9 protein-coding genes are annotated in these 15,043 nt (G+C 63.8%); 7 read left to right on the top strand and 2 right to left on the bottom strand.

Annotated features, from left to right (window positions below):
- Positions 1–181: 181 nt before the first annotated feature.
- Positions 182–4,135 carry a trifunctional transcriptional regulator/proline dehydrogenase/L-glutamate gamma-semialdehyde dehydrogenase gene (putA, locus tag ACY8GK_RS13830; protein WP_462401462.1) on the bottom strand — a complete coding sequence of 1,318 codons (3,954 nt, stop codon included), beginning with the start codon at positions 4,133–4,135 and terminating at the stop codon, positions 182–184.
- Positions 4,136–4,484: 349 nt separating this feature from the next.
- On the opposite strand from putA, the gene putP reads away from it, so the two are divergent.
- The 5 genes from putP (at position 4,485) to ACY8GK_RS13805 (ending at position 11,406) form a co-directional block, all read left to right on the top strand.
- A complete protein-coding gene (putP, locus tag ACY8GK_RS13825; protein ID WP_196175908.1) occupies positions 4,485–5,963 on the top strand; it encodes a sodium/proline symporter PutP in 1,479 nt (492 codons plus the stop codon).
- 133 nt (positions 5,964–6,096) lie between these two features.
- Entirely contained in the window at positions 6,097–6,933 is an 837-nt protein-coding gene (locus ACY8GK_RS13820) for a 23S rRNA (adenine(2030)-N(6))-methyltransferase RlmJ (RefSeq protein ID WP_196175910.1), read from the top strand.
- 236 nt (positions 6,934–7,169) lie between these two features.
- Positions 7,170–8,921 carry a carbamoyltransferase family protein gene (locus ACY8GK_RS13815; protein WP_462401461.1) on the top strand — a complete coding sequence of 584 codons (1,752 nt, stop codon included), beginning with the start codon at positions 7,170–7,172 and terminating at the stop codon, positions 8,919–8,921.
- Positions 8,911–9,816 carry a glycosyltransferase family 2 protein gene (locus tag ACY8GK_RS13810; protein ID WP_462401460.1) on the top strand — a complete coding sequence of 302 codons (906 nt, stop codon included), beginning with the start codon at positions 8,911–8,913 and terminating at the stop codon, positions 9,814–9,816. The genes ACY8GK_RS13815 and ACY8GK_RS13810 overlap by 11 nt, the downstream gene beginning before the upstream one ends.
- A 108-nt stretch (positions 9,817–9,924) precedes the next feature.
- Positions 9,925–11,406, top strand: a complete 1,482-nt coding sequence (locus tag ACY8GK_RS13805; RefSeq protein WP_462401459.1) for a hypothetical protein — start codon at positions 9,925–9,927, stop codon at positions 11,404–11,406.
- 122 nt (positions 11,407–11,528) lie between these two features.
- Here the strand turns inward: ACY8GK_RS13805 and ACY8GK_RS13800 are convergent, their stop codons facing one another.
- Positions 11,529–12,200 carry a toluene tolerance protein gene (locus ACY8GK_RS13800; RefSeq protein WP_462401458.1) on the bottom strand — a complete coding sequence of 224 codons (672 nt, stop codon included), beginning with the start codon at positions 12,198–12,200 and terminating at the stop codon, positions 11,529–11,531.
- Positions 12,201–12,331: 131 nt separating this feature from the next.
- On the opposite strand from ACY8GK_RS13800, the gene msbA reads away from it, so the two are divergent.
- Positions 12,332–14,152 carry a lipid A export permease/ATP-binding protein MsbA gene (gene msbA, locus ACY8GK_RS13795; RefSeq protein WP_196175918.1) on the top strand — a complete coding sequence of 607 codons (1,821 nt, stop codon included), beginning with the start codon at positions 12,332–12,334 and terminating at the stop codon, positions 14,150–14,152.
- Complete coding sequence (locus ACY8GK_RS13790; RefSeq protein WP_196175920.1) at positions 14,146–15,042, top strand: GNAT family N-acetyltransferase; 897 nt, start codon at positions 14,146–14,148, stop codon at positions 15,040–15,042. Before msbA ends, ACY8GK_RS13790 begins: the two co-directional genes overlap by 7 nt.
- The last annotated feature ends 1 nt before the right edge of the window (position 15,043 follow it).

The raw sequence follows: 15,043 nt of genomic DNA, 5'->3' as shown, positions 1-15,043 counted from the left end.
ATTGCCCCTGGCCGAATCTGCCTTACATTTCCCAAGGAAAAGCCAGATATTTCTGATAGCCAACGCAACGATGGGAAGGTTCCCAGGCTGGCGGCGAGCGTTCTGGAAGACGCCGTGTCATGAAAAACGGGCCGAAGCAGCCATTCGCCACTTCGGCCCGTCCTGAGCGTGACTGCTTGCTTCAGCCGATGGTCATCAGGCTTGCATTACCCCCCGCCGCGGCGGTGTTCACGCTGACTGCCCGCTCGATCACCAACCGCTCGAGAGCGATCTGATGGTCACCGCTGGACAGCCCTTGCACGCCAACGATGGCGCCGCCGCGCTTGGCTACCTGCTGGCAGATGGCGCGCAGCTGGTCGGAGTCGCCATGGTGCAGGACTGCATCGAAGGCGACTTCGTCCTTGTGCCAGTCGGCCACCAGCCCGATCCTGGCCTGCACGTCCTTCGGCAGGCGGGTGCGCAAGGCCTTGCTCGGTTCGCTGTCGGGGAACAGCGCCGAGCTGCCGACAGCCAGCACGGCGGCGAGCTGGGCGAGCAGGTCGGCTTCGCTTTCGGCCAGGCACAGCACGTGCTCGCGTGGCAGGACGGTGTAGCTGTTGCGCTCTCCGGTGGGGCCTGGCAGCACGCGGGTAATGCCGCTCTGGGACTGTTCGGCGAACTGCTCGCAGAGCGTGGCCAGATCGCCCTGCTGGCTGCCGTCAGCCCAGGCCTTCAAGCTCTCCAATGGCTTGAGCAACTGCTCGCGGACCGGATCGCTCGGCACGGCGTCGCCGTCGACGCGCTTGAAGTGACGGGCAATGGCATCGGCCGGGCGGGTCGAGAGCAGGCGGTACAGGTACAGCGGACCACCGGCTTTCGGACCGGTGCCCGACAGACCCTCGCCACCGAACGGCTGGACGCCGACCACGGCACCGACGATGTTGCGGTTGACGTACATGTTGCCAGCCTTGACGTTGTCCACGACCTTGGCAATGGTCTCGTCGATACGGGTATGCACGCCCAGGGTCAGGCCATAGCCGGATGCATTGATCTGCTCGATGAGCTGATCCAGGTTGCGGCGGTTGTAGCGCACCACATGCAGGACCGGGCCGAAGATCTCGCGCTTGAGTTCGTCGAAGCTTTCCAGTTCGATCAAGGTCGGCATGACGAAGGTGCCGCGCTTGCATTCCTCGGCATCGGCGAGCGCCACCTGGTACACCGAACGGCCCTTCTCGCGCATGCCCTGGATGTGCTTTTCGATGCCGGCCTTGGCCTCGGCGTCGATCACCGGGCCGATGTCCACGGACAGGCGCTCCGGATTGCCCAGGCGACTCTGGGCCATGGCGCCCTTGAGCATCTCGACCACCCGATCGGCGCAATCCTCCTGCAGGCACAGCACGCGCAGGGCCGAGCAGCGCTGGCCGGCACTGTCGAAGGCGGAGGACACCACGTCGACCACTACCTGCTCGGTGAGCGCGGAGGAGTCGACGATCATTGCGTTCTGCCCGCCGGTTTCGGCGATCAGCGGAATCGGCCGGCCTTGTGCATCCAGGCGTCCGGCGACGTTGCGCTGCAGCAGGCGCGCCACCTCGGTGGAGCCGGTGAACATCACGCCCTTGACCCGCTCGTCGCCGACCAGGCGAGCGCCGACGGTTTCGCCGCGCCCCGGCAGCAATTGCAGCACGCCTTCGGGAATGCCTGCCTCGAGCAGAATACGCACGGCCTGCGCCGCGACCAGCGGGGTCTGTTCGGCCGGCTTGGCCAGGACCGGGTTGCCGGCTGCCAGCGCGGCGGCAACCTGGCCGGAGAAGATCGCCAGCGGGAAGTTCCAGGGACTGATGCATACCACCGGCCCCAGCGGACGGTGGGCATCGTTGCTGAAATCGTTGCGCGCCTGGACCGCGTAATAGCGCAGGAAGTCGACCGCCTCGCGCACTTCGGCGATGGCGTTGACATAGGTCTTGCCGGCTTCGCGCACCAGCAGGCCCATCAGCGGCTGGATCTCGGCCTCCATAAGGTCGGCGGCGCGCTCCAGGATCGTGGCGCGTTCGGCGGGCGGCGTGGCTTGCCAGATCGGTGCGGCATTCACGGCGCACTGCACGGCATTGTCGGCGTCGGCGACCGTGGCCTCCTGCACATGCCCGACCACATCGCGGTGGTCCGAAGGATTGAGCACTGCCGAAGCTGCCTCTTCGCTGGCCGGGCAGGCCAGTACCGGCGAAGCCTTCCAGTCGTTATGGGCGGTGGCCAGCAAGGCGCAGGAAAGCGAGGCCAGGCGGTGTTCGTTGGCCATGTCGATGCCGGCCGAGTTGGCCCGCTCGCTGCCGTAAAGGTCGCGTGGCAGCGCGATGCGCGGGTGAGGCAGGCCGATGCAGCCTTCCTGGGTGCCCATCCGCTCGATGCTCACCACCGGGTCGGCGACCAGTTCCTGGATGGACAGGGAGTGGTCCGCCACACGGTTGACGAAGGACGTATTGGCACCGTTCTCGAGCAACCGGCGGACCAGGTACGCCAGCAGGGTCTCGTGGGTGCCGACAGGCGCGTAGATCCGGCACGGCCGGTTCAGCTTGCCTTCGGAAATCTTGCCGACCACCTGCTCGTACAGCGGTTCGCCCATGCCGTGCAGGCACTGGAACTCGTACTGGCCCGGATAGTAGTTCTGTCCGGCGATATGGTAGATGGCCGACAGGGTGTGGGCGTTGTGGGTGGCGAATTGCGGGTAGATGGCTTCCGGCACCGACAGCAGCTTGCGGGCGCAGGCGATATAGGAAATGTCGGTATAGACCTTGCGGGTATAGACCGGATATCCCTCCAAGCCCTCCACCTGGGCGCGCTTGATCTCGCTGTCCCAGTAGGCGCCCTTGACCAGGCGAATCATCAGTCGGTGACGGCTGCGCCGGGCCAGGTCGATGACATGGTCGATCACATAGGGGCAGCGCTTCTGGTAGGCCTGGATGACGAAGCCGATGCCGTTCCATCCTGCCAGCTGCGGCTCGAAGCACAGGCGCTCGAGCAGATCCAGGGAAAGCTCCAGGCGATCGGCTTCCTCGGCATCGATGTTCAGGCCGATGTCGTATTGCTTGGCCATCAGGGTCAGCGAAAGCAGACGTGGGTAGAGTTCTTCCATCACCCGCTCATACTGTGCCCGGCTGTAGCGTGGATGCAGGGCCGAAAGCTTGATGGAAATGCCCGGGCCTTCATAGATGCCACGGCCGTGGGAAGCCTTGCCGATCGAATGGATCGCCTGCTCGTAGGAGGCCAGGTATTTCTGCGCGTCGTGCTCGGTCAGGGCCGCCTCGCCGAGCATGTCGTACGAATAGCGGAAACCCTTGGATTCGAAGCGGCTGGCGTTGGCCAGCGCCTCGGCGATGGTCTCGCCGGTGACGAACTGCTCGCCCATCAGGCGCATGGCCATGTCGACACCCTTGCGGATCATCGGCTCGCCGCTCTTGCCGATGATCCGGCTGAGCGAGGCGGTCAGACCCGATTCATTATGGGTCGAGACCAGCTTGCCGGTCAGCAGCAGGCCCCAGGTGGCGGCGTTGACGAACAGCGACGGACTATTGCCCAGGTGCGGCTGCCAGTTGCCGGTGCTGATCTTGTCGCGAATCAGGGCGTCCCGAGTCCCTTTGTCGGGAATGCGCAGCAAGGCTTCGGCCAGGCACATCAGGGCGACGCCTTCCTGGGAAGACAGCGAGAATTCCTGCAACAGACCTTGCACGATACCTGCCCGACCGCTGGCGCTCTTCTGGTGGCGCAGCTTGTCAGCGATTCGCGCGGCCAGCTTGTTGGTGGCTTCGGCCTGGGCCGCGGTGAGGCGTGCCTGCTCCAGCAATACCGGCACCATTTCCTGTTCGGGGCGCCGATAGGCCGCAGTGATGGCCGCGCGAAGCACCGACTGGGGAAGGATGCTCTCGGCGAATTCCAGGAAGCACTGATGGCTGTGCTCGGCCTGGACTTCCCCGGCGTCGTCGGCGGGGCTTGCGGCCTGGCCATCGAGTTCGGTGAGGGTGGCGCCACCCTCGAGCTTCTCGAGGTAGTTGAAGATCGCCTGCTTGATCAGCCAGTGCGGTGTCCGGTCGATGGACTGCGCGGCTGTCTTGAGTCGCTCGCGGGTCGGGTCATCGAGTTTGACCCCAAGGGTGGTCGTCGCCATTTTGTTGTCCTCATTATTACCACGGTCGTGGCTTAAGCTGGCGCCAAGATTAGCGGTAGGAGCGCTTGGGTGCAACCTAGTGCAACCCTGTTTTTCGCCTGGCCCCGTGCTGTTCGTCCGAGCGCGCCGGACAAGGCTGGGGCAGCGGCCAAGAAGGCGGTCCGGGGGCAAATCCCAGGCTGTTGCAAGATGCGCCAAAACTGTAGGTCATTTCCGAAAAAATGCCCGAGGCGCTACTTGCAAGCGAAAAATGGTTGCACCTTGTTCAAGTTGTTGCATAGGATCCGTCGCCTGGTGCAACCGGCAGGGGTCCGGTCGCAGAGATAAAAACAAACGCCAGGGCACACACATGGGCAATCCGCTTACGATCACCTTCGTGGTCTACATCGCAGCAATGGTGCTGATCGGCTTCGTCGCCTATCGCTCCACCAAGAATCTTTCCGACTACATCCTCGGTGGCCGTAGCCTCGGCAGCGTGGTGACCGCATTGTCCGCCGGCGCTTCCGACATGAGCGGCTGGCTGCTGATGGGGCTGCCGGGCGCCATCTACCTGTCCGGCCTGTCCGAAGCCTGGATTGCCATCGGCCTGACCATCGGCGCCTACCTGAACTGGCTGTTCGTGGCAGGGCGTCTGCGCGTGCAGACCGAACACAACGGCGACGCCCTGACCCTGCCCGATTTCTTCGCCAGTCGTTTCGAGGACCAGACCGGCCTGCTGCGCGTCATCTCGGCAATCGTGATCCTGGTGTTCTTCACCATCTACTGCGCCTCCGGCATCGTCGCCGGTGCCCGCCTGTTCGAAAGCACCTTCGGCATGTCGTACGAGACCGCCTTGTGGGCCGGTGCCGCCGCGACCATCGCCTATACCTTCGTCGGCGGTTTCCTGGCCGTCAGCTGGACCGACACCGTGCAAGCCTCGCTGATGATCTTCGCGCTGATCCTGACCCCGGTGATCGTGCTGATCTCGACCGGCGGCTTCGATACCACCTTCCAGGCCATCGAGCTGCAGGATCCGGCGCACTTCGACATGTTCAAGGGCGCCACATTCGTCGGCATCATCTCGCTGCTTGGCTGGGGGCTGGGTTATTTCGGCCAGCCGCACATCCTGGCGCGCTTCATGGCGGCCGATTCGGTCAAGTCGATCGCCAAGGCCCGTCGCATCTCCATGACCTGGATGATCCTCTGCCTGGCCGGGACCTGCGCGGTAGGCTTCTTCGGCATCGCCTACTTCTCGGCCCACCCCGAGGTCGCCGGGCCGGTCACCGAGAACCCTGAGCGCGTGTTCATCGAGCTTTCCAAGCTGCTGTTCAATCCGTGGATCGCCGGCGTGCTGCTTTCGGCCATCCTGGCAGCGGTGATGAGCACCCTGAGCTGCCAGCTGCTGGTATGCTCCAGCGCCCTGACCGAAGACTTCTACAAGGCTTTCCTGCGCAAGAACGCATCGCAAGGCGAGCTGGTCTGGGTCGGCCGCCTGATGGTCCTGGCCGTGGCATTGATCGCCATCGCTCTGGCGGCCAATCCGCAGAACCGCGTACTTGGCCTGGTGGCCTACGCCTGGGCCGGCTTCGGCGCTGCCTTCGGGCCTGTGGTACTGATCTCGGTGCTCTGGAAAGGCATGACCCGCAACGGTGCGCTGGCCGGCATCGTGGTCGGCGCCGTGACCGTCATCCTGTGGAAGAATCTGGCGATCTCCGACCTGTACGAGATCATCCCGGGCTTCCTCTTCGCCAGCCTCGCCATCGTCGTGGTAAGCAAGCTGGGCAGCCCTTCGCAAAGCATGATCGCCCGCTTCGAGAAGGCTGACGCGGCCTATCACGCGGACAAATGAGCCTTTGGCTGCAAGCTGCAAGCCGATCGGCGGACCTGTTGCATCGCCGCTCAGCTTGCAACCTGCAGCTTGAGGCCTGGAGCTTGCGGCTCCCGCTCCAGGCGGTAGACTTGGTGGCCCTGCAGGAGTCGCCATGAACTATCGTCACGCCTTTCACGCCGGCAACCATGCCGACGTCTTCAAGCACATCGTGCTGACCCGCCTCATCGCCCTGATGTCGCGCAAGGAGCAGCCGTTCGCCTACCTAGATACCCACGCCGGCCTTGGCCTGTATGACCTGCAGGGCGACCAGGCGGTGCGAACCGGCGAGTACCTCGAAGGTATCGCGCGGCTGTGGGGGCGCACTGACCTGCCAGCGATGACGGCCGATTACCTGCGCGTGATCGGGCGGCTCAATCCCGATGGCGAGTTGCGCTACTATCCGGGCTCCCCCGAGCTGGCGCGCCGCCTGATGCGCCAGCAGGACCGTGCCTTGCTCAACGAAAAGCATCCACAGGACGGTCCGCTGCTCAAGGAAAACATGAAGAAGGACCCGCGCGTGGTCGTGCATCTGGGCGAGGGCTGGCATGTGCCGCGTGCCTTGTTGCCGGTCCAGGAAAAGCGCGCCGTGATGCTCATCGATCCACCCTTCGAGCAGGCCGACGAGCTCAAGCGTTGCACCCAGTCGCTCAAGGAGGCCATCGGGCGCATGCGCCAGACCGTGGTCGCGATCTGGTACCCGATCAAGGACCAGCGCCAGCTGACACGCTTCTACCAGGACCTGAGCAGTACCGGTGCGCCGAAACTGCTGCGCGCCGAACTGTACGTGCATCATCAGGACAGCCCCCAGGGCTTGAACGGTTCCGGGCTGGCCATCGCCAATCCGCCCTGGGGGCTGGAAGAGCAATTGCGCGAACTGCTGCCATGGCTGGCGCGCGAGCTGGCGCAGAGTCACGGCAGCTGGCGAATGGACTGGCTGATAGCAGAGTAGCGTCTGGAAGTTTTTCAGGGTGCGTCAAGGCGGGTATGGCCGCAAGCGTCCGCTGCCCTGCGCGGCTCGTCATTGCCGGCCTGGTGGCTGAGCCGCCAGCGATGGCCGACGAGTGCCAGCTGGTCGCCGCCATTGCGCTGCATTACCCAAACCCTGCTTTGCGTTATAATCGCGCCCTTTAGCCGTCATGTACCTCCAGACGTGGCGCATCTTTACCGAATGAAGAGGCTAGACCCTTGGCATTGACGATTCTTGGCCTGTCCGGCGCCCTTAGCCATGACCCTTCCGCGGCTCTGTACATCGACGGAAAGCTGATTGCCGCCGCCGAAGAAGAGCGCTTCGTGCGTGACAAGCATGCGAAGAATCGCATGCCTTACGAGTCGGCCAAGTTCTGCCTGGAGCAGGCAGGTATCAAGCCGTCGGATGTCGATGTGGTGGCCATTCCCTTCGCGCCGATCAGCCTGTTCGGCAAGGCTCGCTGGCACTATGCCAAGCGCTATTGGTACGCCCCGGATCGTGCGCTGGACGCCATCCTGATGGGCAACCGCCGCTACAAGCGCTATCGCAGGAAGATCGTCTGGTGCCTGGAACAGTTGGGCTTCGACCCGAAGAAGGTGAAGATCGAGCCGGTCGAGCACCACCTGGCCCATGCATCCAGCGCCTACCACTGCTCGGGCTTCCAGGAGAAGACCGCGATCCTCGGTATCGACGGCAAGGGCGAATATGCCACGACCTTCTTCGGCTACGGCGAGAATGGCCGAATCCACAAGATCAAGGAATTCTTCGATCCCGACTCGCTCGGTGGCCTGTATGGCGCAATGACCGAGTTCCTCGGCTTCGAGATGCTCGATGGCGAGTTCAAGGTCATGGGCATGGCGCCGTATGGCGATGCCAGCAAGTACGACTTTTCCCGCCTGGCCAGTTTCGAGAACGGCGAACTGGTGATCAATACCGAATACGCCAACGTCATCGGCTTGCGCCGCTACAAGGAGAAGGGCAAGGGGTTCTACTTCACGCCCAAGCTGATCGAATGGCTCGGGCCCAAGCGCGAGGGTGACATCGCCGACGAGCCGTACATCCATTACGCAGCCAGCATGCAGGCGCTGTTCGAGAAGCTTGCCCTGCAGATGATCGACCATTACCTGGGCGACATCCTCAAGGAGACCGGCAAGCTGGCCTTCGCTGGCGGCTGTGCGCTGAACGTCAAGCTCAACCAGAAGATCATCGATCGCGCCGACGTCAGCGAGCTGTTCGTCCAGCCGGCCTCCGGCGATGCCGGTACCGCGGTGGGCGCGGCGGCCTACGTCTCGCATGCTCGCGGCGTGCCGGTGGAAAAGATGGAACACGTCTACCTCGGCCCCGCCTACAGCAATGAGGACGTCATCGCGGCCTGCGCCCGCCACCCGAGCCAGCCGCAGTGGCGCAAGATCGACGACATGCCCCAGCGCATCGCCAGGATCATGGTCGACGGCAATCCGGTGGCCTGGTTCCAGGGACGCATGGAGTTCGGTCCGCGCGCGCTGGGCGGTCGCTCGATCATCGGCTGCCCTAGCGTGCCGGGCGTGGCCGACCGCATCAACGAACAGATCAAGTTCCGCGAACGCTGGAGACCGTTCTGTCCGTCGATGCTCGACACCGTCGCGCCGCAGATGATCAAGGTCGACCATCCCGCGCCGTTCATGACCTTCACCTTCGAGGTGGCCGAGGAGTGGAAGACCCGCGTGCCGGAGGTGGTCCACGAGGACGGTACGTCACGCGCCCAGGTGCTCAAGCGCGAGTACAATCCGCGCTACTACGACATGATGAAAGCCCTGGAAGCGCTGACCGGCAACGGCGTTTCACTGAACACCTCGCTCAATCGGCGCGGCGAGCCGATGATCTGCTCGCCGACCGACGCCCTGAACATGTTCTTCGGCTCGGACCTGCAATACTTGATCATGGAAGACATTCTGGTGGTCAAAGAGGGCGCGAACGGATATGCAGACTGACGTGCTGATCAGCGTCGTTATTCCTGCTTACAACTATGCCAAGGTCTTGCCAAGGGCTGTAACCTCCGTACTAGCGCAGCTGGACATCGATTGTGACCTGTTGGTCATCGATGACGGGTCCACGGATGAAACACCTGAGGTGCTGCATCGACTGTCGATGCAGCATGCCGGACGTTTTCGAACCTTGCGCAAGGCCAACGGCGGCCTGTCTTCGGTGCGCAACCTGGGGATCGCCGAAGCGCGCGGCCAGTACCTGATCTTTCTCGATGCCGATGACGAGATGGCGCCTGGCGCGCTGGATGCGCTGCGCCTGCATATCGATGCCAATCCCCGCACGCGCATGGTCATCGGAGGGCACTGGTCGGTATTCGAGGATGGCTCGCGCGTGCTGCACACGGCCAAGCCATTGCCGGCCTCGCCTTATGCCCGCGTACGCGGCTACCTGGTGGACAAGACCGTTTCGCTGTCCAACGGCGCGTGCGCAATGCACCGGGAGGTGTTCGTGCACGGCAACTATCCCGAACACCTGCGCAACGTCGAGGACATCCCGGTGTTCGCCCAGGTGCTGGCTCGCTGCGAATGCACCATTCTGGACCGACCGCTGGCCTTGATCTACAAGCATCACGACAGCATGCGTCACGACTTGCAGCAAAGCCTGGCGGCCGGAGTCGGCATGGTCGACGAGGTGTTTTCGCCCACGCGCATGCCCAGCGCCTTGCACAGCCTGCGCCAGGCGTTCCTGACCCAGCGTTGCCTGTCGCTGTTCCGTGACTGCTATGGTGCTGGCGACTATGCCCGGGCCAAGGGCCTATACCTGCAGGCACTGCGTTCGGACCCCTGCTCGCTCAGGCGTTGGTCCTATACCCGCAAAGCCATTCGGTGCCTGTTCAAGTGACAGTCGCCTGTCGCTGCGGCCGCTATACAGGTTTTTCAGCGCCGAGCGGCACTTGCCAAGCATCTCGTTGCCCAATGTCCCAGCATCAATTTTCCAAGGTCTGATTCCATGCGTACCGAAGCTTCTTCCAGTCGCGCAGGCATGCCTGTCACAGGTTCGATCGGGCGCTTCGACCCGGCAGTCCTGGCCTTGGTCGGCAGCCTTCTGCTCTCGCTGATCGCCATCCTCGGCGTGGTGACGGTCGGGCGCGATGGGGCGTTCTACCTGGACCTGGCGCGCCAGGCCAGCGAACAGGGCGCCGAGGTGGCCTGGGCGCGTTTCGACTGGCCGTGGTATTCACTACTGCTGGCCGGGACCCATGGGGTGCTGCGCCTGCCGCTGGAATACTGCGCCTACCTGTGGTCGACCCTGTTTCTGGCCGGCACCTGCGCCCTGATGGTCGACGTCGTGCGCCAGCGGGCGCCGCAAGCGGCCCATTGGGCTTGCCTGGTGGTCCTGGCGATGCCAGCCATGAACGAGTTTCGTGGCGACATCATTCGCGAGTCCGGTTTCTGGTTCTTCTGCACCTTGGCGCTCTGGCTGGCGGTACGCTGGCAGGCCAGGGGCGGCTGGGGCCTGGCTGCGGCCATCTCCGTGGCCATCGTGCTGGGCAGCCTTTTCCGCCTGGAAGCCGTGCTGCTGTTCGGCGCGATCCTGGCGTGGCGTCTACCCGACCTGTTGCGGGCCGGACAGCGGCAACGTTTTGCCCAGATAGCCTGGCTCCCGGTCCTGGCAGGCGTGGCTGGCGGCCTGGCCCTGCTGGCCTGGAGCGGCCTGGAGGTACGGCGCCTGGACTACTACATCGACCTGATCCGGCCCTCGGCGATGTTCGGCGCATTCAAGCAGCTGAGCCAGCAATTTGCCGATTCGCTGATCAACAAGTATTCGGCCAACGAGGCGGGCCGCATCATCTTCATCGGACTGACAGGCTCCTTGCTGCTCAAGTGCATCGGACTGATGGGGCCTGGCGCGGTCGCCTTCGCCAGCAGGCGCTCCTGGGCGGCCTTCGCCGTCTACTGGCGTGAGTTTCGCCTGGCGGCGATCATCGGCCTGCTCTATTTCGTCGTGCTGATGCTGTTCTTCATCCGGACGCAGTTCATCAATGGTCGTTACCTGAGCCTGCTGGTGTTGCTGCTCGTGCCGCTGCTGGCCGTGGGCCTGAGTCTCTTTTCCCGGTCCCACCCACGCTTGGGCAAGGCCCTGGTGGTGGTGGGGCTGCTGGTGATGCTGGCGAACGTGATTTCCCTGGGCGCACGCAAGACCCACTATATCGAGGCCGGGCATTGGGTATCGGCGCACACCCCGGCGAATGCCTCGATTTTCTATGAGGATGGGCGGATCGCCTATTATGCGGGGCGCGGCTACGAACTCAGCGAGCTGACCCGCGAGGCTGCCATGGGGCCGGAGCTGGTCGAGCGTTACCAGTACTTCGTGATCGAGGCGGACGCCGACGAACAGTGGCTGCAGACCTGGCTGCTGGAGCATCGGCAGCGGATACTGGCGAGCTTCGCCAACCGCAAGGGTGACAAAATGCTGGTGATCGGGCGCTAGGGTTTGTGCGAAACGTCGCCGAGCGCGTTCAGGCAAGGCGAAAACAGGCAAGCAAGCCCGGTTTACGAGGGGGATGAGCATTGCGAGCCTGTTTTCAGCGCGACATGATCGTCGCGCAGACGCTATTGCAAAGCCTGGCTGGCGAGCAGGGCGCGGATACGACCGAGCAGCCTTTCGCCTGCCTTGCCTGCCCCCAGGGCCCGGGCGTAGCCCCGGAGAAAGGCCTGGCCGGCATCCTGCGCGCGTAGCCAGGCATGATCGTGACGGTAGCGCAGCATGTGCTGGAAGTTGCGCAACCGCTTGCCCTGGCTGAGCGGGCCCGACCGGTAGCTCAGGTCGGCGATATCGATCAGGCCCAGCGTCTGTCCGGGCGTCAGCACCACGTTGCCCAGGTGCAGCGAACGGAAGTACACGCCCTGCTCATGCAGCCGGGCGACGAAGGCCCCGTACGCCTCGCGCAGTTCATCCGTGGCGGCCGATTCGGCGATCAGCTGGCGCAGGGTCTGGCCTTGGAGCGGGGAATAGTACACCGCGTCTCGCTCGATGCTCTTGATCCGATAGACCGCGAGCACTTCAGGCGTGGGCACGTCGAGCCTGCGCAACTGCCGCGCATTGTCCGCGAATCGCTGGGCATAGGGAAACAGCGCTGCCGAGGTCAGCCAGCGCTTGCGCCGGAACAGCTTGAGAAAGCGCCCATCGGGCATTTGCAGCACCTTGTCTCCCGAACCATCGGCCTCGATGACTTTCGCCCCTTCGCGAAGGGCAAGATAGGCGGTGTGGTCCAGTTGCTGCATGGCGTGTCCTCGGCAGATAAGCCCGCCATGGTACCGCAGTTGGTCGGCCAAGGGCTGCTGACGGCCACCATCCGGGCGTGGTTTTGGCTGTGTTACCATTGCCGTTTCATGCCGTTATGTAATGGAAACCCATGAGTCGCCCTGAACCTCGCGCGCAATCGACGCTCAAGATCTACCTGCGCCTTCTGACCTATGTCCGCCCTTACGTCGGCCTGTTCCTGCTGAGCATCCTGGGCTTTCTGCTCTTCGCCTCGACGCAGCCGATGCTGGCGTACATCCTCAAGTATTTCGTCGATGGCCTGGCCAATCCCGAGGCCAGGCTGTTCGCCGGTCATGCCTGGCTGCCCGAGCTGCAGCTGCTGCAGGCAGTGCCACTGATGATCGTGCTGATCGCCGCCCTGCAGGGCGTGGGCTCGTACCTGGGCAATTTCTTCCTGGCGCGCGTGTCGCTCGGGCTGATCCACGATTTGCGCGTGCTGCTGTTCAACAAGCTGCTGAAACTGCCCACCTACTATCTGGACAACCACAATTCCGGACACCTGATTTCGCGTATCACCTTCAACGTCACCATGGTGACCGGCGCTGCGACGGATGCGATCAAGGTGGTGATCCGCGAAGGCATGACCATTGTCTTCCTGTTTGTATCGCTGTTGTGGATGAACTGGAAGCTGACCCTGGTCATGCTGGCCATCCTGCCCCTGATCGGGCTGATGGTGAACAGCACCAGCCGCAAGTTCCGCAAGCAGAGCAAGAAGATCCAGGTGGCCATGGGCGACGTGACCCACGTGGCATCCGAGACCATTCATGGCTTCCGCGTGGTGCGCAGCTTCGGTGGCGAACAGTACGAGCAGCAGCGCTTCGCCAGGGCCAGCCAGAGCAATACCGAGAAACAGCTGAAGATGACCAAGACCGGCGCGGTCTACACGCCGATGCTGCAACTGGTGACCTATTCGGCCATGGCGGTGGTCATGTTCCTGGTCCTGTACCTGCGTGGCGATGCCTCGCCAGGTGACCTGGTGGCCTACATCACCATGGCTGGCCTGCTGCCCAAGCCCATCCGCCAGCTGTCGGAAGTCAGCTCGACCATCCAGAAGGGGGTGGCCGGCGCGGAAAGCATCTTCGAGCAGGTCGACGAGCCGGCCGAGCTGGACGAAGGCCAGCTGGAGCCGCAGCGGGTGAGCGGCAGGCTGGAAGTGCGTGGGTTGAGCTTCACCTATCCGGGCACCGACAAGCAGGTGCTCGACGATATCAGCTTCGTCGCCGAAGCAGGCCAGATGGTAGCCCTGGTGGGGCGCTCCGGCAGCGGCAAGTCGACGCTGGCCAACCTGGTGCCGCGCTTCTACCAGCACAGCCAGGGCCAGATACTGCTCGATGGCGAAGAGATACAGCGCTATCGCTTGCACAACCTGCGGCGCCATACGGCGCTGGTGACCCAGTCGGTCACCTTGTTCAATGACACGGTGGCCAACAACATCGCCTACGGCGACCTGGCGGGCGCGCCGCTCGAGCGCATCAAGCGCGCTGCGGCGGCTGCCTACGCCGACGAATTCATCGAGCGCATGCCCGATGGCTACCAGACCTTGGTGGGAGAGAACGGCGTATTGCTTTCCGGTGGTCAGCGCCAGCGCCTAGCCATCGCCCGGGCCCTGCTCAAGGATGCGCCCCTGCTGATCCTGGACGAGGCGACCTCGGCGCTCGATACCGAGTCGGAACGGCATATCCAGGGTGCCCTGGATGAAGTCATGAAGAACCGCACCACGCTGGTGATCGCCCATCGCCTGAGTACCATCGAGAAGGCCGACCTGATCCTGGTGATGGACGAGGGTCGTATCGTCGAGCGCGGCACCCACGGCGAGCTGTTGGCGCGCAACGGCCACTATGCTCGTCTGCACGCCAGGCAGTTCGAAGACGGTCCCGATGCCCAGTCCGAGCAGGTTGCCGGTCCATGCTGAATGCATTGCGGAGCTGGCGTGAGCGAGGCTGGACGGTCATCGATGCGGCGAGCTACGCCCAGGCCTGGGCGCGCTGGGGAGGCAGTGTCGCCACGCATCCGCAGGTAGTGGAACGCCTGGCCGATCTGGCCGGGATTCCCGTGCGCTACCTGGGCTGGGAAGTTCACGGCGAGGTAGTCGCGGCCATACCCTGCTGGGGACGCCACCTGGCATTGTCGAAGGACGTGCTCAAGCGTCGCGGGCAACGTGGCTTGTTCGACCTGGGCAATGCCGAAGTCATCCTGCCAGCCAGCAGCGAGGTGCAAGTGCCGCTGCGGCAGCGGGCGCGCTACGTGTCGGAACTCAACCATGGCAGCTTTCCGACGCTTGAGTTGCAACGCGAAGGGCTGGCGCTGGCCCGGGCACCGGAAGACTATTCCAAGAAGTTTCGCTACAACCAGCGCCGCGAGCAGCGACTGCTGGAGGAAGCCGGAGGTTCGCTGCGTCCGGTGCAGGAATTCTCGCCAGCCGAGCTGGCGCTGATGTATGCCGAGCTGTTCATGCGTCGCTGGAACTTCGCCGCTCCCGGCAAGGCAAGGCTGGAAGAGGTGTTCACGCTGCTGCGCGAGTTCATGACCGGCTTCGTCGTCCAGCTCGAAGGTGCCCCGGTGGCCATCCAGGTCCTTTACAAGGTGCAGGCGCCGGCCTGGGTTTCGGTCGAATACGTCAATGGCGGAGTCGACCCGCAGAGCCGGGCGTTCAGCCCCGGCAGCGTGCTCAGCTTCGTCAACACCCAGACCGAATGGGAAGCTGCCCGTGCGCTGGGCAAGCCGCTACGCTATTCCTTCGGCCGAGCCGACCGTGAATACAAGGATCGCTGGTGCCATACCGTACCGGTCTATCAGAGGTAGA

This window comes from Pseudomonas sp. Marseille-QA0332 (genome assembly GCF_054950175.1).
This window is presented reverse-complemented; position numbering and strand designations above follow the sequence as displayed.